This is a genomic window from Cupriavidus sp. 2TAF22, from assembly GCF_052115045.1.
Classification (GTDB): Bacteria; Pseudomonadota; Gammaproteobacteria; order Burkholderiales; family Burkholderiaceae; genus Cupriavidus.
In genome coordinates this window covers 236,442-258,957 of record NZ_JBFRFX010000007.1, presented here as the reverse complement: position 1 = coordinate 258,957, position 22,516 = coordinate 236,442, and the positions used below count along the sequence as shown (strand labels likewise).

Here is a 22,516-nt window from a genome sequence, read left to right as displayed (position 1 = left end):
GTGGCAGTCCGGTACGCAGGCTGGTGCGAAGGAAATACGCGTGCGTCGCATCGGACGGAACGGACCCATAGCGATTCCCCCGCTAGCATAACCGCCTGTGTGCTATGGTTTATATGACCTTTTCGGCAAGTGCGCCAGTGTGGCGCGAGCGCCGCCAGACGACAGGGTGCAAGAAGATGGTACGCCTCACCATCGAAGGCCATCAGATCGACGCCCCACCCGACTGCTCTATCCTGCAAGCGTTTCTCCACGCCGGGGAGACCCTCGTGGAAGGCGTCGGCTGCATGGGTCAGGGCGTGTGCGGGTCCTGCCGTGTGCTGGTGCGGCGCAGCGGCGAGCCGGAGGTGAACACGGCGCTCGCCTGCGAGACCCTGATCGAGGAAGGCATGCAGGTGGCCTCGCTCGACTATTTCACTGCCCCGGCACGCCACGTCTATCGCATGGAGGATCTGGACGATAGCTGGCAGGTCCTGCACGTCATCGAGCAAACATTCCCGGAAGCCTCCCATTGCCGTCACTGCAGCGGTTGCGATCGCGCATGCCCGAAGGGACTCGACGTGCAGCGCGGGGTAAACCTCGCCGTGGAGGGAAAGCTGGCGGAGTCTGGCCGCGTCTTCGACGAATGCGTCATGTGCAATCTCTGCACGCTGGCCTGTCCCGAGCTGATCCGGCCCAACCACCTCGGCCTGTTCGTGCGGCGGATGACCGCGTCGCTGTCGCTACGGCCGGCGAATCTGATGCGCCGGCTGCAACAGATCGAGAACGGCGAGATGAAGATCGATTTCGATGCGCCGGGCGCGCGCCCGCCAGGCTGACGGGACAACAGATCATGCCTGCCGGCATCCCTTATGACGACGCCCGCCAGCGCTACCGGCCAGGCATGACGCCGGCGGTACGCAGCGATGACTCGTCCGTCGATGCACTCCTGAAAGGCTTTCACCCGGACCATGGCCCGAATGCGCGCGTGTCCTTGGTCGTCGGGGTGAACCGAGGTGATCCGTGCCAGCCCGATCTCGCGCGTCAGTTGCAAGCCAACGCGCTGATCGACGACGTGGATATTGCAGGTGCCCAGCTCACGACCACCGACGTGCTGGTGATCGGTGGTGGCGGTGGCGGATGTGCGGCCGCGCTCACCGCTGCGAAGCAGGGCGCGCGGGTCATCCTGGCCACCAAGCTGCGTCTCGGCGACAGCAATACCGTGATGGCCGAAGGCGGCATCCAGGCTGCCATCGGCGAGGACGACAGCCCGCAGTTGCACTTCGAGGACACCCTGCGCGCCGGCCATTTCCAGGGCGATCCCGAGCTAGTCGCGCAGATGGTAATGGATGGGCCCGATGTGATTCGCTGGCTGATCCGGCTCGGCATGATGTTCGACCAGGAGGAGGATCGGCTCCCCGGCGGCAACCTCATGCGGAAGAGGCCGGGGGGAGCTTCGGCCGCCCGCATTCTTTCCTACCGGGACTATACCGGGCTCGAGATGATGCGGGTACTGCGCGAGGCGGTGGACCTGGACGCCGCCATCGACGTGTGGAACCGATGCCCGGTGGTCGAACTGCTGACCGACGAGCGGGGAAACTGCGCCGGCGCGGTGATCTACAACCTCGAATGGCGCACCTTCGTCCTGGTGCGTGCCCATGCCGTGATCCTCGCCACCGGGGGCGCGGGACGCCTGCACCTGAATGCCTTCCCGACCTCGAATCACTACGGCGCCACCGCCGACGGCCTCGTGCTCGCGTACCGGATCGGCGCCCGGCTGCGCGAACTCGATTCGTTCCAGTACCATCCCACCGGCATCGCATACCCGCCGCATCTCGCTGGCGGACTCATCTCGGAGGCAGCACGTTCCGCCGGGGCGAAGCTGATCAATGGGGAAGGCGAGCGCTTCGTGGACGAACTCAAGCCGCGCGACGTCGTCGCGTCGGCGATCCTGCGCGAGTGCGCGGAGGGACGCGGCATCACGCGTGGTGGGCAGGTGGGGGTCTTTCTCGATACGCCGACGCTCGAAATGGAGAATCCCGGCATCCTGGCCAAGCGCCTGGTCACGCTGAGCCATCTTGCGCGCAAGTGCGGCCAGGACCCGGCGCGGGACCCCTTCCTCGTCTATCCGACGCTCCACTACCAGAACGGCGGCGTTGCGATCGACAAGGATGGCGCCACGGGCGTCGGCGGGCTGTATTGCGTTGGCGAGGTGACGGGCGGCATTCACGGCCGCAACCGGCTGATGGGAAACGCGCTGCTCGACATCCTGAGCATGGGGCGGCGCGCAGGCGCCAGTGCCGCCGGACCGCGGCGCGGGGTCATGGCCAGTCGTGCAGGAATCGGCCACGTACATGCTTGGCAGCGGGAACTGACGCTCGCCGGGCTACCCCTTCATGTCAAGGCGCCGATGCTGTTCCCTGGCTACGCGCATTTCGACTTGCGCGTCGATGCCGGACTACATTCCGGCGCCCGGGGCCGGGTGGTCAGCGGTGTCCGGTGAGCGTTACTCGGAGCGAGCGATGACACACCTGAACCAGGTTCTCCTAAAGGAAGACATCCAGCTTGGCGCCGACCTGCTCGCATGGCTTGCCACGGGCGGCGGAGAGGGGCTCGCGAAAGCCCTGCGCGAGCCGGCGACAATCATCGCCGAGATCGAGCGGGCCGATCTGCGCGGCATGGGCGGCGCCGGCTTCGCGACGCATCGCAAATGGGCGCCAGTCGCCGCTGCGCCTGACGGCGACAAGTACATCATCTGCAACGGTAACGAAGACGAGCCGGGCACGTTCAAGGACCGCTTTCTTCTGCAGCACACGCCACACCAGGTCATCGAGGGCGCGCTCATTGCCGCCGCGGCCACCCGTGCCAACCACGTCGTCCTGTACGTCAATCCGCACCAGCCAGAATCCCTCGCGGCGACACGCACAGCGGTCGGGCAATGGCTGGAGCATCCGCTGTTCGCCGAGCTCGAGCGGCTGGTGGGCAAGCAAGTCACCCTGGGGATCGTGCCCAGTTCGGGGCTGTACATCGGGGGCGAGGAGACCGCGGTGATAGCCAGCGTCGAGGGCGGGTTCCCCTTCCCGCGCCGCAAGCCGCCATTCCCGGCCGAGCACGGCGTGCGTGGCGCGCCAACCATCGTCAACAACACGGAGACCCTGGCCCACGTCCCCGGGATTCTGCGCCACGGCGCGCAATGGTATCGGGACCTCGGCATCGGGAATGCCACGGGAACAAAGCTCCATTCGCTTTCCGGGGACGTGCTGCGCCCCGGCCTGTACGAGTTGCCAATGGGCACGCGTCTCGAGTCGCTGGTATTCGAGCATGGCGGCGGCATGTTGCAGGGCAAGGAGTTCAAGGCGGTCTTTACCGGTGGCCCCTCCAATACCCTGCTGACGAAACGCGATCTCGATGTCGCGCTGGATTTCGATTCGGTGAGGCTGCGGCGCTCACGGCTGGGTACCGGCGCAATGATCGTCGTATCGGAAGGCACCAGCATCGTGCGCAAGGTTGCCGAGTACGTGAGCTTCTTCGCTCAGGGCTCGTGCGGCCAGTGTCCTCCATGCAAGGGTGGAACCTTCCAGTTGATGCGGCTGCTCAACCGGATCGACACCGGCCGGGGCGTGCGTGCCGACCTGGAGGCGCTGGAGAACCTGTGCAATATCCTGCCCGGCAGCGGACGCTGTGGCCTGATCGACGGTGCCGTGACGGTAGTGGAGAGTTCGCTTCAGCAATTCCGGGAGGAATACGAGGCGCCTCTGGCGGCATAGGCGCGCAAGGCTCCATTGGATCTGGCCAGCGGGACCGGCAGTCGTCACGGAACGGCACAGGTCACCGTTCGATCTGCGGCAGACCAGATGCATTGCCATCAACTGCACAAGGCATTGTCTGGCGGCGCTGGCAAGCATCCATGGGGCAGGCGACTGACGCGGGCGTCTGTGTCTGCGTGTTGATCGGCTTGGGGTTCGGATCCAAGAGCGGAGGCGTAAAGCATGGAAAACGCACCACAAGGCGTTCTGCCCGACGCGGATTATGGCAAGAAGCGGCTTGCGAAGCCCGGCAGGAACCGTCTGGGTGTCACTCTCGTCCTTGCAATCGCGGCCGGCCTGGCTCATGCGGAATCGCCGGATGCGAATGGATGGCGTTTTGCGATCGGGCCATACCTCTGGTTACCCAATGTGAGCGGAGCCTTCGGCTTCTCCGGATCGTCTTCGACCGGAGGTGGCAGACTCGACGTGGGAACGGGGCCGGACAGCTATCTCCAGAATCTGCAGTTCCTGCTCATGTTGCAGGCCGAGGCCAGCAAGGGAAACTGGACGATCCTGGCCGATGCTGCCTATCTGGATTTCGGTCACCAACAGACCACCGTCAATGCCGTCGGCGCGGGGAACGGTGCCAGGGTTGTCATACCGCGCGATGTGACAACCGGAACAGGCAGCAGCCTGAGCGGTGGCCTGTTCGGACTTGCTGTCGCTTATACCGGGCAGCGCGTGTCCTGGGGCACGATCGAACCACTCGGCGGGCTTCGGTACCTGAACCTGAGCGCGAACGCGAACTGGACACTGTCTGCCACGTTCACGGAACAAGGCGCGACGCTTGCGAAAGACGGGAGCCTGTCGCAGACGGCCAATATCATCGACGGCATCATCGGTGTTCGCGGGCGTATCCGACTTGGCGACTCGGGCAGATGGTACATGCCCTATTACCTGGACGTCGGTGCCGGCTCCGCCAGATATACGGTGCAGGCATCCGGAGGGGCGGCGTACGCAGCAAAATGGGGCGATGTGCAACTGACTTACCGCTACCTGACCTTTTATCTGGGTGGCGACGACCTGGTGCAGAGGCTGACACTCAAGGGGCCCATGCTGAGTGCCGTGTTTCGCTTCTGAGCCCCTCGCCCTTTCAGGAAGACACCGTTTCGGGGAGCCTGTTGGCACGCGGGACACTTTGTCGGAGCCGGGGGAAATAGCCAGAACTGGCCCCTGTCACTTTGTCCGATCATCGATGCAGCGTCCGGGAGTTCTCCGTGGCAGATGCACCCAAGACAACTATCGGCGCGGGCGCGACCGCGCCGCCGGAGGATGCGCCGATGCGCGAGCCGGTGCCGGACGTGGTGGACCGGGTCTCCGAGATGGGCTGGCCCGGGAGCTGGTTGACGCGGTCATGTTCCTGGTTCGCACGCCGGCGGGACACGGCCGGCGCCTCTCCCTCGCAATTGCCGTCAGGAACTCGCTGGGTGGCTCGGATGCGAGCCGCCTCCATGTTGCTGGCCACCACGCTGGCCGTGGGCGGTGTCCGCGCACAGGAACCGCCCCAGCCCGCGCCGGACGGCGCAGCACAGCCTGCCGGCGCACCGTGGACTTTCTCGGCGACAGGCTACTGGAACATGCCGCGTGAGAGCGGCGACTACCTCAGCGGTATCTTCATTGCGGAAAAATCGCAGCTCCACCTCGAGGCAAGAACCAACTACGAGGCGAAGCACTCGCAGTCGGCATTCATCGGCTGGACATTCTCGGGAGGCGAATCCGTCCAGTTCAAGGCGACGCCTATCGTCGGATTCGTGGGAGGCTCCACGCATGGTGTGATCGGCGGACTCGAGGCCAGCGTGGCCATACGCAAGTTCGACTACTACATCGAAGCCGAATACTTGAATCCACATGGAGACGAATCGGGCTATCTCTATGCCTGGAGTGAACTCGGATTCCGCCCGATCGAATGGCTGAGACTCGGTGTCGTCGCCCAGCGTACCCGGATCTACGGGGGGAGCCGCGATCTCCAGCGAGGCGGCTTTTTACAGGTCACGGTGCGCAAGTTCACCGCAGGCTTTTACTGGTTCAATCCCGGCTCATCCGATCAGGTCGCGATCCTTTCACTGGGTGTCAGCTTCTAGCGTGACTCGCCTGGGTTATCCCTTCCTCTCTATCGCCCTGGCGCGCACGCATGGGCGGCCTTGCCGGACAATGCGGTCCGCGACGCCAGGCCCCGTGGTTGCCAAACTAGAATCGCACCACCACCAGCATGCCGTAGAACAGCACGGCCAGGAACAGCGTCTCGAGAACCATCAGCGCCACCGGCTTCCAGCCTACGGACAGGATATCCTTGAGGTGGGTCTTCATGCCGATCGACACCATGGACATGACCAGGCACCACTGCGAAGCAAACTGCCCCGCCTTTACCAACCCCGGAGGCAACCAGCCTGTGCTGTTGATCGCCACCAGCACCGCGAAGGCCACGGCAAACCATGGCAGCAGCGGCGGGCGCGGCCCCTTTCCGGCTTCCCCTTGTGCCCGCTGATGCCGCTGCGACAACCAGGCTGCCAGCGCGATCACCGGCAGCAGCATGGCCACGCGCATCAGCTTGATCAGCGTAGCCGCATCACCAGCTTCATGCGAGATGCTGTAGCCGGCCCCCACGACCTGGGCCACGTCATGGATGGTTCCGCCAATAAAGGCTCCGGCCTGCAAAGAAGGCAGGGCCAACAGTTGCGCGAGCATCGGATATAGCACCATCGCGACCGTCGATAGCGTGCTCACGGAAATTACCGTGAACAGCGTCGCGCGCTCCTTTAGCGGATGCTGTGGCATGGCTGCCGACAGGGCCAGCGCCGCGGAAGCACCGCAGATCGCCACGGCACCCCCGGTGAGCAAGCCGAAGAACGTCTGGAACCCCATCATTCGGGCCAGCACGATGCCGCACAATATGGTCAGCGCCACCGCCAATACGACCATGGCAACGGAGTGCCAGCCCAGCGCCGCTACCTGCGAGGCAGTGATGCGTAATCCCAGCAAGGCCACCCCCAGCCGAAGCACCTGCTTGGCACTGAAGTCAATACCGGAAGCAGTGGAGGATTCTCGGGACAGGAAGTTCAGCGCCATACCCAATAGCAAGGCGAACAGCATCACCGGCGCCTGGTAATGCGAGGCGAGCGACATGGCTGCGACTGTTACCACCGCGCTGATGACCATGCCGGGCAGATTGCCCCGGAACGTACTTAACAAGCTCGGATTCAGAAATTTCACGGACATGGATGTCTCTCCGACGGGTCGACGACGTTCGCCACCCATCTCGGTATCAGGCCCGCTAACTTTGGCAAACCGGGAAGCGCTGGCGGACACACTCTGCAAGTTCCCGGTTAGCAAGCATGCGACACGGGACCCGGTGCCCGCCATGCAACGGATGCCAACGACTTTGCATTCCATGCCACCGTCGATGGTGAGCCGCTCCTGAAGCACATCGCATCGGCATCCTGGACCAGTGCCAGCACCACCAGACATGCTGGCGAGGTGCTGCGGTCAGGCGGCGCGTTGCCCGGGGTGCTGCAGGCTGCCCTTCAGTTCCTCGCGTTCGGTGAAGGTCGGGTTGGCCTGCCAGCCGACTAGTTCGTCGTGCCAGCTCTCACACGCGTTCCGGTCGAACTCGAAGTCCTCATCCAGCCGCCCGCCGTCGCGCAAATAAGCGCCGATCACCTGGGTGCCATCCCAGTAGGCAACGGCCACGTCGGAGAAATCGGCCGTGGTTCCGATCGGCATGTCGCGTAGCAACATCGCCAGGTTTGCCTTGAACGCTCGGAATTCTTGGGAGGTCATGGCGGGCTCCGGTGCGGGGGAGGAAGATGATGGAAGGTTGCACCTGATCTTTCGGCGCGTCAATTTGGAGCGTTGACCGGCGCTTCGTGGGCTGATGCCACGCGTGCGCGTCAACGCTCACAGAGCGCCAGCTTGCGGGCCGCGATGATGGCCTCGTAGCGGCTTGACACCTGCAGCCTGACGAAGATCTTCTTGAGGTTCCACTTCACGGTCTGTACGCTGATATTGAGCGTCAGTGCGATCCGCTTGTTGGACATGGATTGCTCCAGCAGCGCAAGGACTTCCAGCTCACGGCGCGTCAGCACCGGCGCCGGATCGCCCGGTCCGCCAGCCGCGCCAATTCCTGATTACGGTGTCACGATGTTGAACCAGAACTCGAACGTATCGAGGTAACTCACCAGCTCGTCCAGTTTCATCTGGTTGCCGGTGACCTTCGCGCTACCGTTCTTTACTGCATCCGCCATCTTGGTCTGGCCCAGGATGACGCCGTTCAGCGTATCGCGTGACATCGTGATGTTGGCATCGGCCTGCTGCGCCTGCACGCCCGCAGTGTGATTGAGCACGCCGTTCTCAAGTTCCAGCAGGTAGGTCCCCTCCGGTTTGCCGAGGTCGACATTGAGCACGACATGAGCGTTGGCTGCCTTGGCGCGGTTGACGCGCACGCTGAGGTAGTCGAAGAACATCTCCGGCGTCATCGCCTTCACTGTATCGCCACTGGCCGTGTTCGGCGTCGGCAGCTTCTTCACGCCCTCGCGCAGTTCCTTGGCGCCGCTGAGGTAGAAGTTGCGCCACGGGCCGGACTCGGCCTGGTAGCCGAGTTGCTCGAGCGCATCGGCCTGCAGGGCCTTGGCGGCCTGGTTCGACGGATCGGCGAACACAACGTGGTTGACCACCTGCGCGACCCAGCGGTACTCGCCGCGGGCGTAAGACTGCCTTGCCTTGGCCAGCACAGCGTTGGCGCCGCCCATGAACTCGACGTAGCGCTTGCCGGCTTCCGCCGGCGTCAGCTCGTCCAGTGTGGCCGGGTTTCCGTTGAACCAGCCGAGGTAGAGCACGTAGGTCGCCTTGACGTCATGGCTGACCGAGCCATAGTAGCCCCGGTTGGCCCACATCAGCGCAAGGCCCGGCGGCAGCTTGAACTTGTCTGCGATCTCGACCATCGTCTCGCCCTGGTTGGCGAGATGCAGCGTTTCGTCGTTGATGTAGCGGTACAGGTCGCGCTGCTGGCGCAGTAGCTTGACGACGTTCTCGCGCCCGAAGGTCGGCCAGTGGTGCTGGGCGAACATGACGTCTGCCTTGGCGCCCCACATGGTCAGCGCCTGGTTCAGGTACTTGGACCACGGCAACGGTTCGCGGATCTTGGCGCCACGCAGCGAGTAGGTGTTATGCAGTGTGTGAGTGCAGTCCTCGGCGGCGGATATTGCGCGCTTCTCTTCGATATACCAGAGCATCTCCGATGGCGCTTCCGACCCCGGCGCCATCAGGAACTCATAGGTCAGCCCGTCGATCGTGCGCTTCTCGCCCGTCTTGGTGATGGTTTCGGTGGGAAGCAACAGCGTCACGGTGCCGGCAGATGTCGTGGTGCCCAGCCCTGCGCCCACCTGGCCCTTCGGGTCGGGCGGCAGCAGGTTTCCGTACATATAGCTGGCGCGGCGGCTCATGGCATTACCCGCCATGACATTCTCGGCGACGGCCGCTTCGAGGAAGCCTTCCGGCGCGTAGATCTTGACCTTGCCAGATGCCACATCCGCCGCGTCCACCACGCCGCGGACGCCGCCGTAGTGGTCGACGTGGCTGTGCGTATAGATAACCGCCTTGACCGCCTTGCGGCCCCGGTTGGCGTAGTAGAGCTCGATGGCGACCTTTGCCGTCTCTTGCGAGACCAGCGGGTCTACCACCGTGATCCCTTCCTTGCCCTCGATGATGGTCATGTTCGACAGATCCTGGTTACGGACCTGATAGATGCCATCGGTGACCTGGAACAGCCCGCTGATATTGATGAGCTGCGCCTGCCGCCAGAGGCTCGGGTTGACGGTGCCAGGCGCGGCCGATCCCTCCTTGATGAAGGCGTACTGCTGCGGATTCCAGATCGGGTTCCCCGACGTACCCTTGATGATGGCGTCCGGCAGCGCCGCGATAAAGCCGCGGTGCGCGTCATCGAAATCCGAGCGGTCGGCGAAAGGCAGCTCGCCAAGCAGCTTCTGGTTGGCGGCCCTGGTAGCACTGGTGGCGTCCTTGCGCGCGTCCTGCGCCATGCCCGGGCCGGCGTGCAACAAGGCGGCGGCCGCGGCCAGCGCAACGCCTCTGGCCAGTACGTTGCGATCCGTGGTCATTCCTTACCCCTGTTCCAATGTGTTTGAGGGCACCTCGAACGGGCACGCGCTGGCGTTGCCGAGTGCTGAAAAATACTCTGCCAAGGCAAGTGAAAACAGAAGTGAATTTTTTCGCTACGCGTTCTGAATTGAATCGCATGGCCCATGCCGCATGCCGCACATGTGCACCCGGCAAACCGGCGGGTGAAATGCGTATCGCCGAGCCGTGGCTTTATGGCCTGGCACTCCTCTCCACGACGCTCCGCGGCAGAGGACCAAGGAAGATCGCCTTGAGCCTCTCCCGGCCCAAGACGCGACCCAGCTCGGCGATCACGCAATAGTTGAGGATTAGCGTCACGAGCAGTATCTGGATCGCCCAGAACTGCGGCCAGTTGATTCCAACGAGCAACTGGTGGTTGGCGGCGGCCAGGCCAGGAGCGTCCTTCCAGTAGTCGTAGAGGCGTTCCAGGTAGTGCACGAACAACGCCACCACCATGTAGATCGCCGTCTTCCAGAGGACATTCCAGATCAGCGGCTTCTCGGGAAAGCGGTTGATGAACGGAAGCATGTTGGCAACGAGCACCGACTTGCCGAGGATCAGTGCAGCAAGGAGGACGGAGGCCGACGCAGGCAGCGAGACCCCTGTGCCGCGGAGCATCAGGGCACGGATGATCGCCACGACGTGGAGCGCGATAAAGAAGAAGATCGTCGGCGGCAGCATTTCCATGAATTCATGCTTGAGTGTGGCAGCCAGCTTACCCATCGCAGTCTCCTGAAGTGAATGCACCGGCCCGGCCCACCCAAGGTGCCGCAATCGACACAATCGAGCCTTGCCAATGCCAAGACACAATAGGACACCTTTCCTGGCCCAGCGCGGTAATTTGCCCGCGATGCGATTGAATTGCACCTAACCTTGAGTAAGCGATGATGCTCACCGCCATCAGCGCCGGCCAGTCGCCGGCGCATGCGTGGGGCTCTGCTTCGCCGCGTTTGCGTCCCGTATGGGCTTGCGTGCAAGTGCCGCCCATTCGGGATGTGCCCACGTATGCCCAACAACAAGGAGACGATCCATGGCCAGGGCGGACAACAAGAAACGCACCCAGAAGGGTGGCCAACCGACTTCCGCATCGATCTATCTCACCGCAGACGAGCGCGCCGCCAAAGGCCGGGCCCTGCGCGATGATGTGCCGCGCTCTTCCCAATCCGGCTGGAAGGCCGCGCGCAATCGCAAGGATCCGGTGGCACTGCTGGACGCATCGAACACGGGCCGGATACTGGAGCTGGTGCCGATCCGCTTCGGCCGCATGTCAGCCTCGCCCTTTGCCTTCTACCGGGGCGCGGCCGCGATCATGGCAGCCGACCTGGCAACCGCCCCCTCCAGCGGCATTCGCGTACAGAGTTGCGGTGACGCGCACCTGATGAACTTCGGCGGATTTGCCACGCCGGAGCGCAATGTCATCTTCGATATCAACGACCTCGACGAGACCCTTCCGGCTCCCTTCGAGTGGGACCTGAAGCGACTCACGGCCAGCATCGTGATCGCGGCCGACCATCTGGCACTACCCAGGAGCGACGCGGCACGCGTGGCGACTGACTCCGTGCGCGAGTACCGGGAGCGAATGCAAAACTACGCGGGGATGCGCGCGCTCGATGTCTGGTACGACCGCATCGACCTGCAGAAGTACGAGGACCGTAGCGGCGATCCCAAGATCGTCGAGATGACGCGCAAGCGGCTGGCCGAACGCATCGCCGCGGAACGGCGCAAGTCGGTACCCGACCACCTGTATCCGAAGTTTGTCGTGGAGGAAGGTCTGCATCCGAGGATCAAGGACGAGCCGCCGCTGATCTTTCATCCGTCTGAAGAACAGGCGCCCGGCCTGTCATCGGGCTACGAGGAGGCCATCGCGCGGTACCGCGAGAGCCTGCCCGACCATACGCGGGTGCTGTTCGACCGCTTTCACTTCTTCGACATGGCCATCAAGGTTGTCGGCGTCGGCAGTGTCGGCACGATGTGCGCCGTGTGCCTGTTCATGGCGGCCGATAACGACCCGCTGTTCCTGCAGGTGAAGGAGGCGCGGGCGTCGGTGCTGGAGCCCTATGCTGGCAAGAGCGTGTACGACAATCACGGCCAGCGCGTGATTGTGGGCCAGCGGCTGATGCAGGCCGCCAGCGACGTGTTCCTGGGCTGGACCCGGGGCAAGAATGGTCGGGACTTCTACATCCGGCAGTTGCGCGATATGAAGATGTCGGCCGTCATCGAGGACTGGGATAGCGGCATGCTCAGGCAGTACGGCCGGATGTGCGCCCATGCCCTGGCCCGTGCGCACGCGCGGACGGGCGACGCCGCGGTCATGGCGGGCTACATGGGCTCCGGCCAGACCTTCGATGACGCGATCGGCGAGTTCGCCACCGAATACGCATCACAGAACCGGAGCGATTTCCGGGCGTTTCTCGCCGCGATTCGGGAGGGACGCATCCAGGCGACGATCGAGGACATCTGATCTGCATGGGACATCATCGGGCCGGAAGCCGACAAGCTGCCGGCCCGCTTCTTATCTCGACGCCGAGGCTTGCGCCGCCTTAAGTGACGCGCCTGGACGGCGATACGGTGAACTCGCCCGGCTGCGGCGACCGCCGTTACCCTGGGTAGAGGTCAGGCGGCCCGGCGAACCTCCGCCGCCACCCCGGCCAGCATCAGGTCGAGGTTCTGCACTGCCGCCCCCGCGGCACCCTTGCCGAGGTTGTCGAACACCGCTGCCAACAGCACCTGCCCGTGCTCGCGGTTGGCGAACACGCCCAGGCGCAGGTCGTTGGTGCCGTTCAGCGCCTGCGGGTCGAGGTGCGTGGCGGCGGCCGATTCGGCGAGCGGCATCACCTCGACATGGCGGGCGTCGGCGTAGTGGTCGAGCAGGCAGGCGTGCAGCCTGTCGACGTCCGTGCCGGATGCCAGCAGGTCCAGCTCCAGCGCCACCGTCAGCACGATACCTTGCCGGAAGGCGCCGTAGGCCGGCACGAAGGCGGGGCGCCGTGCCAGGCCCGCGTGCTGCTGGATTTCAGGCGTGTGCTTGTGCGCCAGGCCCAGGCCATAGACCTGGAACGGCAGGGCCCGGGTGGCCTCCGGTCCCTCGTAGGCATCGACGGCGGCGCGGCCGCCCCCCGAATAGCCCGACACCGCGTGGATGGCGATGGGGTAGTCGTGCGGCAGCAGGCCGGCCTCCACCAAGGGGCGCAGCAGGCCGATCGCCCCGGTGGGATAGCAGCCCGGGTTGCTGACGCGCAGCGCGCCCGCGATGCGCTGCGCCTGGCCGGCGGCCATCTCCGGAAAGCCATAGGTCCAGCCGGCCTGCGTGCGGTGTGCCGAACTGGCGTCGATCACGCGCACCGCAGGATTGACGATGGACGTCACCGCCTCGCGTGCGGCGGAGTCCGGCAGGCACAGGATGGCGATGTCGCAGCCGTTGATGGCGTCGGCGCGGGCGCGCGCATCCTTGCGCTGGCCGGCGGGCAGCGTAAGGACGCGCAGATCGTCGCGTCCGCGCAGGCGTTCATGGATCTGCAGGCCGGTGGTGCCCTGGTCGCCGTCGATGAAAACAAGCGGTAGCGCATGGGATGGATCCTCGGAAGTGACGTGAAAGTGGCGGCCCCGGCCGGTTCGGCATCAGCTTTGCGTTGGTGCGGCCGCGGGTGTGGCGCGATCATGGAAGCGCCATCTTGCGCCACCGGATAGAATCGGAAAAGTTGAATTTCATGACGATGAAATTCACGAATCCTGAACGATATCCTCGTCAGCATTTACGCCCTTGACCGGAGTTCCGCCCCATGCGCGAGATCAGCCTGGACCGCCTGCGTACCCTCGTCGCCATCGCCGATCTGGGTTCCTTCGCCGAAGCTGCGCGCGCGTTGCACCTGGCTCCACCCACCGTCAGCCTGCACATTGCCGAGCTGGAAGCCCGCGTCGGCGCGCCACTGCTGACGCGCAAGCGCGGCGAGGTGCGTCCGTCGTCGATTGGCGAGACACTGGTCGATCGCGCCCGCCGCCTGCTGGCCGATGCCGACCTTGCGCTGGACGACGTGCAGCGTCAGGTGCAGGGGTTGACCGGCCGCGTGCGCCTCGGCGCCTCGACCGGGGCCATCGCCCACCTGCTGCCGCAGGCGCTGGCCATGCTGGCGGAGCAGCACCCCGACATCGACGTGCAGGTGGCCGTGCTCACCTCGGAGGAGACRCTGGCGCGGCTGGCCGCCGGCACGCTGGAGATCGGTCTGGTGGCCCTGCCACAGGCGCGCGTGGCGGGGCTGACCATCCGCCCTTGGCGGCGGGATCCTGTGCGGGCTTTCCTGCCAGCGAGCTGGCCCTGCCCTGCGCGCATCACGCCGGCCTGGCTGGCAACGCGCCCGCTGATCCTGAATGACGGCACCACGCGCCTGTCGCGCCTGACCGCCGAGTGGTTCGCCAGCGGTGGCCAGAGGCCGGCGCCGCGTATCCAGCTCAACTACAACGACGCCATCAAGAGCCTGGTGGCGGCCGGCTATGGCGCGGCCCTGCTGCCACACGAGGTCACCACGCCGGCGCCGGATGCGCGCGTGGTGATGCGGCCGCTGCGGCCGGCATTGTGGCGGCGACTGGGGTTGGCGCACAGCGCGGAACGGGTAGAACGTGCCACGGAATACGTGCTGGAGGCCCTGTGGGCGCTACGGGCGGGGTAGCGCCGTTGGCCACACGCCGACCGGCTGTTGTGCGAGTTGTGCGAGTTGTGCGAGGCACCCACCCGACTCGCGACAAGCGAAGTCGTCCTTTTCAGGTAGACCCAAGCCGGTCTCGAGTTTGTCTGGCTACGTTTTTTGTCCAGGGGAAGCTGGACCAGTACTTCCCGACAAACTCCTCAATCTCGCCACGGTGCTTCAGGGAGAGGCCGATGATGTCCAGCCCCTCGAGGAACATGCGGCGGTGCCTCGCGGACAGCTCAAAGGGATACTCCCCTGAAGGTGTCCGCACCCGCATCGCATCGAGATCAATCGTGATCACGTTGCCGCTATTCGCGTCCACGTCGTTCATCAACTGCTCAATGGCTTCCCGCGGCAACATTACCAGCAGAAGCTGGTTATTCATGGCGTTCGAATAGAAGATCTCGCCGAAGCTGGGTGCAATGACGGCGCGAATGCCAAATTGCTGCAGTCCCCATACCGCGTGCTCGCGGCTCGATCCGCAGCCGAAGTTCGCTCCGCCGATGAGGATGCCGGTGCCGGCGTACTCCGGGCGATTCAGCACAAAGTCCGGACGGCGTGCGCCGGTGGCGTCGAAGCGGTGGTCATAGAGAATGCCTTTGTCCAGGCCAGTCTTGTCGATGCCCCGCAGGAACTGCTTCGGGATGATCTGGTCGGTATCGAGGTTTTCGATGCGGATCGCCGCACCCTTGCCAGTGATGTGCGTGTACTCAGACATGGGAAGTCTCCAGCTTTCGGACGTCGGTGATCGTTCCGGTGATCGCCGCGGCGGCGGCCATGGGCGGGCTCATCAGGTGGGTGATGGCCCCGCGTCCTTGCCTGCCCTCGAAATTGCGATTGGTGGTGGAAGCGCAGCGAACGCCGTCGGCGAGCACGTCATCGTTCATTGCCAGGCACATCGAACAACCCGGCTGGCGCCATTCGAATCCCGCGGCGGTAACGATGTCGGCAATGCCTTCCCGTTCGGCCTGAGCCTTGACCGCGCCTGAGCCGGGTACCACCATGGCCCTGACCCCTTCGGCCACCTTCTTGCCGCGGACTACGTTCGCCACGGCCCTGAGATCCTCGATGCGTCCGTTGGTACAGGATCCGATAAAGACATGCTGGATCGGCGTGCCTTCCAACGCCGCCCCGGGCGTCAGGTGTGTGTACGCAAGCGCCCGTTCAACCGACCGCTGCTCGACTTCGTCGATCTGATCCTCGGGGAATGGAATGTGTCCGGAAACAGGTAGTACCTGGTCGGGGCTGGTTCCCCAGGTCACATAGGGCTCGACATCGCTCGCGTCAAACACATACTCCATATCAAACAGGGCGCCCGCATCGCTTTGCAGGCTTGCCCAGTATCGGAGCGCATCTTCACGTTGCGGGCCTTCGATGTCCACCGCACGGCGCAGCACGTAATCGGTGGCGACCGCATCTGGCGCGATCAACGCGCCTCGCGCCGCAGCTTCCACCGTCATGTTGCAGAGCGTGAAGCGTGCCTCGACGCTCAGATCCAGAATGGCCGATCCGCAGTATTCGACGACATACCCGCGTGCGCCTTGCGCGCCGATCGCACCGATGATCCTGAGAATGAGATCCTTGGCGGTCGTGCCGACCGGGAGCTTCCCGTCTACGCGGATGCGCATGGTCTTTGCCATCCGATAGACCAGCGTCTGGGTCGCCAGCACATGTTCGACCTCGGAGGTCCCGATACCGAAGCCCAGGGCGCCGAGCGCGCCATACGTCGTGGTATGGCTGTCGCCGCAGATCACCACCATGCCCGGCCGGATCATCCCGTGCTCCGGTGCAATCACGTGCTCGATCCCTTGCAGCGTGTCGTTGGTGTCGAACAGCGGAATCGCATGCCGGTTGCAGTTGTCCCGGAGGTTCGTGGCCTGCAGGGCGGAGGCGGGATCCGCGATCACCCGGATCGCCGTTGGGTGCGTCGGAATGATATGGCTGACGACGGAGACGTTTTGCCCGGGGATCAGCACACCGCGATCTTGCTCATGCAGCCCATGGAATGCCTGAGGACTGGTGTACTCATTCATCAGGTGCAGGTCGCAATACAACAGAACGTTGTCTTCATCAATTCTGGCGACCGTATGGGAGTCGACCAGCTTCTGGTACAGGGTTGTCGGGGTCATTGCTATACCTCTTTCAGGATCATTCCGCGGTGATGCCGCGCTGCTTGATCAATCTGGCCCACATGGGCATCTCCTTTTCCAGGCGTTGCCGCGCCGCCTCGGGCGTGCTCGGCGTCGCCTCGAAGCCTTCCTTGAGCATCCGGTCCCTGGCCGCCTGCGATGCCAGCGCGGCATTCAGTGCGGCGTTCAACTTGTCTACGACAGGCTTCGGCGTGCCCGCCGGCGCAAACACCATGAACCAGGTTTCAAACGTGTAATCGGACAGGCCCGCCTCGGCTGCGGTCGGGACATTGGGAAGCAGTGGGGAGCGCTTTGATCCGGTGACAGCCAGCGCCCGGAGCTTGCCGCTCTGGACATGTTGCTGGGCGGCGGAAACCACCGGGAAGCTCATGTCGACCTGACCGGCGATCGTGTCAACCAGGGCCGGGCCACCGCCGCGATAAGGGACGTGGACGATAGAGACGCTTGCCACAGACTTGAACAGTTCTGCGGACATATGAAACGTGCTCCCGTTGCCTGCCGAACCATAGGTCAGCTTGTCGGGCTTTGCCTTCGCAACGGATATCAGTTCCTGAAGGTTCCTGGCGGGCACATTGTTGTTGACCACCAGGACATGCTGCGAACTGGCGACCATGCCGATCGGCGCAAGGTCCTTCAGCGTGTCGTACGGCATGCGCGGGAACAGGCCCGGGTTGATGGCGAGCGAGACCGTTTGCAGTCCGATCGTGTAGCCATCGGGGGCGGCTTTCGCGACCGCATCGACACCGATATTGCCGCCGGCGCCGGCCCGGTTCTCAACCACGATGGTGCCGCCCAGACTTTTCGCCCAAGTGTCAGATACCAGACGCGCGGCGATGTCGGCGCTTCCACCCGGCGCGTACGGCACAATGAGCCGGACCGGTCGCTGAGGATAGGATTGYGCAGCCGCAGTGCCAGCGAACGTGGCACAAATCAGCGCTGCGGTGAGATGGGCAAACTTCATGGGCGTCTCCTGTGAGTATGAATCGTTATGGAAACCATCCTATCAGTTACCACATGACGCATAATTCATAGTTATTCACTTCTTTCGTTCCTGTAGTTCACCAATGGACCATTTCTCCGACCTTGCGTTTTTCATGCTGATCAACCGGCACGGAAGCCTTGCAGGGGCCGCGCAGGAACTGGGCGTCACGCCACCGGCCGTCAGCAAGCGGCTTTCTGGCCTTGAGGCCCGTCTGGGTGTCCGCCTGTTGCACAGGACCACGCGACGCATCAGCCTGACGCCCGAGGGGGAGCGCTACCTGGTCGAAGGCGCCAGAATTCATGCGGAGATGGAAGCCCTTGAGCGCACCATTGCGGGAAGCAGCAGTACGCCGCACGGCTTGCTAAAAATCGGGGCAACACTGGGATTCGGACGAAGGCATATCGCGCCGGCCCTCTCCGAATTCACGCGGAAGTTTCCGAAAGTCGAGGTGCAGCTTTATCTGAGCCATCGTTCGCTGAACCTGGTCGAGCAGGGTCTGGACGTGCTGGTCCACTTTGGAGAACTGCCGGATGTGCGACTGACCGGTCGGCTACTGGCCAACAACCGCCGCATGGTCTGTGCCGCACCGTCTTACATCGAAGCAAGCGGCGAGCCTTCAAGTCCGCGCGACCTGTCCCGGCACAACTGCATTTTCATCCGTGAGAGCGATGAGACGTTTGGTACCTGGCATTTGCGCAACGGCGCGCAGCAGGAAACCGTCAAGATCCGCGGGACCATGAGCACAAACGACGGAGAGTCCGCGTTGGCCTGGGCGCTCGATGGTCAAGGCTTGATCGTACGCTCGGAGTGGGACGTCGCGGAGCACCTGCGAAGCGGCGCGTTGTGCCGGGTGCTGCCGCAATGGCAGCTCACACCGGCGGATATCAATCTCGTATTTCCGGCCCAGAGCAATCGCCCCGACAAGGTTCGGGTTCTCGTGGACTTCCTGCTGGACCGCTTCGCCGATCACCGTGGTCCAGCTTCCGGCGGCTCGGACGGTCACTGGTAGTACTGGTATTACCTTCCAGAGCATCACTCACGTCGGCGCCAGGCTCGCGTATGCGACGTAATGCGGATACCGCTTGGGGACAGATAGCCGGCTACGTTGGAATCGGCAGCGGTCATGCCATGCCGACGGTCAGCCACACGAAGCTGAACGCCTGTTCGCTCGGCAGCGTGCACGATTCCCCTCGCAAGCACCGCTACTTGGCCCGGTAGCCAAGGCGCTTCGAAACTGCCTGCGCACAGGCATCCAGCGCTTTGGCAACCGGGCCGTCCCAATCGGTATCGACCGTGCCGGTCGGCCCCATGATGGTAATCGTCAGCGCAATGTTTCCCGAGTAGTCGAACACGGGCGCGGAAAAGGCAACGATCCCTGGCGTGGGATGGTTGATGCTGCGGGACATGTGGCGCGCCCGCGCTTCCTTGATCATCTCCTCCACAATGGCAGCGTCCAGCGGATGCGCGATATCGGGGCCGAGCCGTACGCGATCGTCCAGCAACAGCTTCTCGGTGAGCTGGCGCGGCTGGAACGCCGAGAAAATCCTGCCGGTTGCCGTATTGGCGAGCGACATGACCGTGCCGGTTCGGATATTCGTGTGGATGGGATAGGACGCATCGATGAGCCGCACGATGACCGGCCCGAGGTTTCCCCATACCGCGAGCGCGACCGCGTGCGACGTTTCTTCCGACAGCGCTTCGGCGAACGGCGTGGCCTCGCGGATGGGGTTGAGCGTCTGCAGGCTGGTCAGCCCGAGCTGGATGGCCATCGGGCCGAGCAGATAGCGACCCGTGACCGGGTCCTGGGCGACGAGTCCGATCTTCCCGAAACTCACCAGATACGGATGGATCTTGCCGGACGGCATGTTTGCCGCCTTCACGAGATCGCGTAGCGCCATCGGCCTGGCCTCGGAGGCCAGCACCTTCAGGATTTCCCCCCCCACTTCAATCGACTGGATGCCGCGGCGTTCTCGCTCGGGTGGCTCGGGTGCCTGGTCGGTCTGGTCCACGGTATGTCCCTGCCATGAGATGGTTAGTGCGCGCAGTATAACACTAGACATTATCTAATGCGTAAGCGTAGGGTTAACTAGTAGATCATTTCAAGCGCGCTAGTACTAATCTAGCAATCATGGCGGCGCCGCTCTTGGCGGCCATACCGCCCGCACTTGAATGGAGAAGTCGATGTCTGCACTGCAACAGGAAAAATGTGATGTTCTGATCATCGGATCAGGCGTCGCCGGCATGTCCGCGGCCATTACCGCCGCCAGCCGGGGCTTGAAGGTCATCGTGGCCGAGAAGGCGAGCTACTACGGCGGCACGACGGCCCGCTCGGGCGGCTGGCTATGGGTGCCGAACACCCATCTGGCCAAGGCATACGGCCATCACGAACAACCGGACCAGGCGCTGACCTATATCCGGAACCAGGCCGGCGCCGGGTTCGACGAGGCGCGTGTACGCGCCTTCCTGGCGAACGGCCCCAAAGCGATCGAGTTCTTCATGTCGAAGACCGCCGTCCAGTTCGACATGCCGCTAACGTTCCCGGACTACCACGCCGAGGCGCCCGGCGCCGCGCAAGGCGGCCGCTCGATGGTGACGCGCCCGTACGACGCCCGCGAACTCGGCCCATTGCTCAAGACCCTCGGCCCCGTGCTGCCGGAACTGACCGTCTTCGGTGTGACGATCGGCTCCGGCAAGGAGATCGTTCATTTCATGCGGGTGACGCGATCGCTGGCGTCCGCCTGGTATGTCACCAAACGCCTGACCAGGCATTTCCTGGAGGTAATGAAGTACGGGCGGGGCATGACGCTGACCAACGGCAATGCGCTGGCCGCGCGACTCGCGAAGTCGGCGGCCGACCTGTCGGTCCCGGTATGGCTGTCGTCGCCTGCCGTGGCGTTGTTGCAGGACGGAGGGCGCGTCACGGGCGCAGTGCTTCAGCGCGACGGCCAGCGGATCAGCGTAAAGGCGCGTCACGGTGTGGTGCTGGCCAGCGGCGGGTTTCCGCACGACCTCGAGCGGCGCAAGGAGACCTACCCGCACGTGCAGGCAGGCCACGGCCACTTCTCGCCAACGCCGCAGACCAATGTGGGCGACGGCGTGCGCATGGCCGAAGCGGTGGGCGGCGTGTTCGACAAGAACCTGTCGAATGCCGCCGCGTGGACGCCCATGTCGCTCGTGCCGCGCAAGGACGGCACGACCGGCATCATGCCCCACTTCATTGACCGGGCGAAACCAGGCGTGATTGCCGTCAGCCTGGATGGCAAGCGCTTTGCCAACGAGGCGAACTCGTACCACGATCTCGTGCAGGCGATGATCGCCGCCTCGAAGGGCAAGCCGGAGACGGCGTGCTGGCTGATCGCCGACCATGCGGCGATCCGGCACTACGGCCTCGGCTTCGTGAAGCCGTTCCCGATGCCGCTCGGGCCGCATCTGCGCAACGGCTACCTCAAGCGCGGCAAGACCATCGAGGACCTTGCGAAGCAGGTCGGTATCGAACCGGCGACGCTCGCCGCCACCGTTCGCCAGTACAACGAAACGGCGCAGTACGGGCGCGACCCCGAGTTCGGGCGTGGCAGCAAAGCCTACAACCGCTACCAGGGCGATGCGCTGCACACGCCAAATCCCTGCGTCGCGCCGCTGGCCAACGGTCCGTTCTATGCGCTCAAGCTCGTACCGGGCGACCTTGGCTCCTTCATGGGCATCCGTACGAACGAGCACGCCCAGGTCGTCTCCCTGGACGGCGATCCAGTCCCCGGCCTCTACGCAGCGGGCAACGACGCGGCAAGCATCATGGGCGGCGAGTACAGCGGTGCGGGCATCACGCTCGGCCCGGGCCTGACCTTCGGCTATGTCGCGGGCAACCACATCGCCGATCACTCTCAGGCCACGCCCCCGAATGCGAGCGCGGCTTCCGCGCGCGAGCCTCTGGCCATGCACTGAACTCCCTGCCCGATTGTTGTCACCCACGCGGCCGCATTGCGGCGGCCGCGTGGCGGCGTTCACCCTGAATTTCCCTGGATTGCAATCATGCTGATTCCTCAACTCCTGACCGGGAAGGTCGCTTTTATAACCGGCGCGGGCCAGGGCAACGGCCGGGCCATCGCCATCGGCCTCGCCGAGGCCGGCGCGACGGTCGTCGTCACCGACATGAACGAAGCCAATGCCAATGAGACGGCGGCGATGATCGATGCCCGGAACCACGCGGCGCGTGCCTGCGCGCTGGACGTGACCGATGCCGCGCAGTGCCGTGCCGTCGCCGAAGAGATCACCGCCAGCGTCGGCCCCGTCGACGTGCTGGTGAACAACGCCGGCATCCTGATTCGCCAGGGCATCGACAGCGAGCATGCGCTGGACAACCTGCAGCGGGTGATGAAGGTCAACCTCGAAGGGACGTTCAACGTCTGCCACGCGTGGCTGCCGGCCCTGCGACAGACCCGTGGCGCCATTGTCAACGTCGCCTCCATCGCGTCGTTCTCGGGCCAGCCGAACACGCTCGGCTACTCGCCCTCGAAGGGCGCGGTGAAGATGCTGACCCAGTCGCTGGCAGCCGACCTCGCGCGCGACGGTGTGCGCGTCAATGCCATTGCGCCGGGCGTCATCGACACGCCCATGACCGCGTCCACGCGCACGGACCCGGCGAAGCTCGAACGCTTCATGTCCCGTATCCCGATGAACCGGGTGGGGCAACCCGAAGAGCTGGTGGGCGCGGTGCTGTTCCTCGCTTCGTCGATGTCCACCTATGTGACCGGCGTGACCCTGCCCGTGGACGGCGGATACCTCGCCGCCTGACCC

The 22,516-nt window shown here is 64.3% G+C and carries 20 protein-coding genes and 1 pseudogene; 11 read left to right on the top strand and 10 right to left on the bottom strand.

What is annotated here, in order from left to right:
* Window positions 1-4: 4 nt before the first annotated feature.
* The 6 genes and pseudogenes from AB4Z48_RS11505 to AB4Z48_RS11480 form a co-directional block, all read left to right on the top strand.
* A pseudogene (locus AB4Z48_RS11505) lies at window positions 5-91 on the top strand (hypothetical protein); the annotation flags it as partial.
* Between the two features lie 85 nt (window positions 92-176).
* Window positions 177-815, top strand: coding sequence for a 2Fe-2S iron-sulfur cluster-binding protein (locus AB4Z48_RS11500; RefSeq protein ID WP_441614054.1), 639 nt, complete (start codon window positions 177-179; stop codon window positions 813-815).
* A 14-nt stretch (window positions 816-829) separates the two neighbouring features.
* Window positions 830-2,479, top strand: a complete 1,650-nt coding sequence (locus tag AB4Z48_RS11495; protein WP_441614053.1) for an FAD-binding protein — start codon at window positions 830-832, stop codon at window positions 2,477-2,479.
* Between the two features lie 19 nt (window positions 2,480-2,498).
* Window positions 2,499-3,743: a complex I 51 kDa subunit family protein gene (locus tag AB4Z48_RS11490; protein WP_441614052.1), complete on the top strand. Its 1,245-nt coding sequence runs from the start codon at window positions 2,499-2,501 to the stop codon at window positions 3,741-3,743.
* Between the two features lie 222 nt (window positions 3,744-3,965).
* Window positions 3,966-4,862, top strand: a complete 897-nt coding sequence (locus tag AB4Z48_RS11485) for a hypothetical protein (protein ID WP_441614051.1) — start codon at window positions 3,966-3,968, stop codon at window positions 4,860-4,862.
* A gap of 137 nt (window positions 4,863-4,999) precedes the next feature.
* A complete protein-coding gene (locus AB4Z48_RS11480; protein WP_441614050.1) occupies window positions 5,000-5,863 on the top strand; it encodes a hypothetical protein in 864 nt (287 codons plus the stop codon).
* Window positions 5,864-5,969: 106 nt separating this feature from the next.
* Here the strand turns inward: AB4Z48_RS11480 and AB4Z48_RS11475 are convergent, their stop codons facing one another.
* The 5 genes from AB4Z48_RS11475 to AB4Z48_RS11455 all read right to left on the bottom strand — a co-directional run bounded on the left by AB4Z48_RS11475 (window position 5,970) and on the right by AB4Z48_RS11455 (window position 10,634).
* The gene (locus AB4Z48_RS11475; protein ID WP_441614049.1) at window positions 5,970-6,998 is read right to left on the bottom strand and encodes a YeiH family protein; all 1,029 of its coding nucleotides are present in this window, start codon (window positions 6,996-6,998) and stop codon (window positions 5,970-5,972) included.
* A 267-nt stretch (window positions 6,999-7,265) separates the two neighbouring features.
* Window positions 7,266-7,559, bottom strand: coding sequence for a hypothetical protein (locus AB4Z48_RS11470; RefSeq protein WP_441614048.1), 294 nt, complete (start codon window positions 7,557-7,559; stop codon window positions 7,266-7,268).
* Window positions 7,560-7,669: 110 nt separating this feature from the next.
* On the bottom strand, window positions 7,670-7,864 hold the full coding sequence (locus AB4Z48_RS11465; protein WP_441614047.1) for a response regulator transcription factor: 195 nt from the start codon (window positions 7,862-7,864) through the stop codon (window positions 7,670-7,672).
* Window positions 7,865-7,906: 42 nt separating this feature from the next.
* Entirely contained in the window at window positions 7,907-9,892 is a 1,986-nt protein-coding gene (locus AB4Z48_RS11460) for an alkyl/aryl-sulfatase (protein WP_441614046.1), read from the bottom strand.
* Between the two features lie 211 nt (window positions 9,893-10,103).
* Window positions 10,104-10,634, bottom strand: coding sequence for a hypothetical protein (locus AB4Z48_RS11455; RefSeq protein ID WP_441614045.1), 531 nt, complete (start codon window positions 10,632-10,634; stop codon window positions 10,104-10,106).
* 307 nt (window positions 10,635-10,941) lie between these two features.
* Here AB4Z48_RS11455 and AB4Z48_RS11450 point away from each other — a divergent pair, with 307 nt between their 5' ends.
* Complete coding sequence (locus AB4Z48_RS11450; protein WP_441614044.1) at window positions 10,942-12,372, top strand: DUF2252 domain-containing protein; 1,431 nt, start codon at window positions 10,942-10,944, stop codon at window positions 12,370-12,372.
* 152 nt (window positions 12,373-12,524) lie between these two features.
* Here AB4Z48_RS11450 and argC read toward each other — a convergent pair whose 3' ends face one another.
* Window positions 12,525-13,457: an N-acetyl-gamma-glutamyl-phosphate reductase gene (argC, locus tag AB4Z48_RS11445; protein ID WP_441614075.1), complete on the bottom strand. Its 933-nt coding sequence runs from the start codon at window positions 13,455-13,457 to the stop codon at window positions 12,525-12,527.
* A gap of 233 nt (window positions 13,458-13,690) precedes the next feature.
* Between argC and AB4Z48_RS11440 the strand changes: the two genes are divergently transcribed.
* On the top strand, window positions 13,691-14,575 hold the full coding sequence (locus AB4Z48_RS11440) for a LysR family transcriptional regulator (protein ID WP_441614043.1): 885 nt from the start codon (window positions 13,691-13,693) through the stop codon (window positions 14,573-14,575).
* A 91-nt stretch (window positions 14,576-14,666) separates the two neighbouring features.
* Here the strand turns inward: AB4Z48_RS11440 and leuD are convergent, their stop codons facing one another.
* Genes leuD through AB4Z48_RS11425 form a run of 3 tightly spaced genes read right to left on the bottom strand, consistent with a single transcriptional unit; the run spans window position 14,667 to window position 17,704 of the window.
* Window positions 14,667-15,311 carry a 3-isopropylmalate dehydratase small subunit gene (leuD, locus tag AB4Z48_RS11435; RefSeq protein WP_441614042.1) on the bottom strand — a complete coding sequence of 215 codons (645 nt, stop codon included), beginning with the start codon at window positions 15,309-15,311 and terminating at the stop codon, window positions 14,667-14,669.
* On the bottom strand, window positions 15,304-16,722 hold the full coding sequence (gene leuC, locus AB4Z48_RS11430) for a 3-isopropylmalate dehydratase large subunit (protein WP_441614041.1): 1,419 nt from the start codon (window positions 16,720-16,722) through the stop codon (window positions 15,304-15,306). The genes leuD and leuC overlap by 8 nt, the downstream gene beginning before the upstream one ends.
* A 19-nt stretch (window positions 16,723-16,741) precedes the next feature.
* Window positions 16,742-17,704 carry a tripartite tricarboxylate transporter substrate binding protein gene (locus tag AB4Z48_RS11425; protein WP_441614040.1) on the bottom strand — a complete coding sequence of 321 codons (963 nt, stop codon included), beginning with the start codon at window positions 17,702-17,704 and terminating at the stop codon, window positions 16,742-16,744.
* Window positions 17,705-17,807: 103 nt separating this feature from the next.
* Here AB4Z48_RS11425 and AB4Z48_RS11420 point away from each other — a divergent pair, with 103 nt between their 5' ends.
* Window positions 17,808-18,734 (top strand): LysR family transcriptional regulator, encoded by a 927-nt coding sequence (locus tag AB4Z48_RS11420; protein ID WP_441614039.1) that lies wholly within the window; start codon window positions 17,808-17,810, stop codon window positions 18,732-18,734.
* 193 nt (window positions 18,735-18,927) lie between these two features.
* On the opposite strand, the gene AB4Z48_RS11415 is transcribed toward AB4Z48_RS11420, so the two are convergent.
* Entirely contained in the window at window positions 18,928-19,734 is an 807-nt protein-coding gene (locus AB4Z48_RS11415) for an IclR family transcriptional regulator (RefSeq protein ID WP_441614038.1), read from the bottom strand.
* 172 nt (window positions 19,735-19,906) lie between these two features.
* Between AB4Z48_RS11415 and AB4Z48_RS11410 the strand changes: the two genes are divergently transcribed.
* Both AB4Z48_RS11410 and AB4Z48_RS11405 read left to right on the top strand, forming a co-directional pair.
* Window positions 19,907-21,664: an FAD-dependent oxidoreductase gene (locus AB4Z48_RS11410; protein ID WP_441614037.1), complete on the top strand. Its 1,758-nt coding sequence runs from the start codon at window positions 19,907-19,909 to the stop codon at window positions 21,662-21,664.
* 87 nt (window positions 21,665-21,751) lie between these two features.
* Window positions 21,752-22,513, top strand: a complete 762-nt coding sequence (locus AB4Z48_RS11405; RefSeq protein ID WP_441614036.1) for an SDR family NAD(P)-dependent oxidoreductase — start codon at window positions 21,752-21,754, stop codon at window positions 22,511-22,513.
* Window positions 22,514-22,516 lie beyond the last annotated feature (3 nt).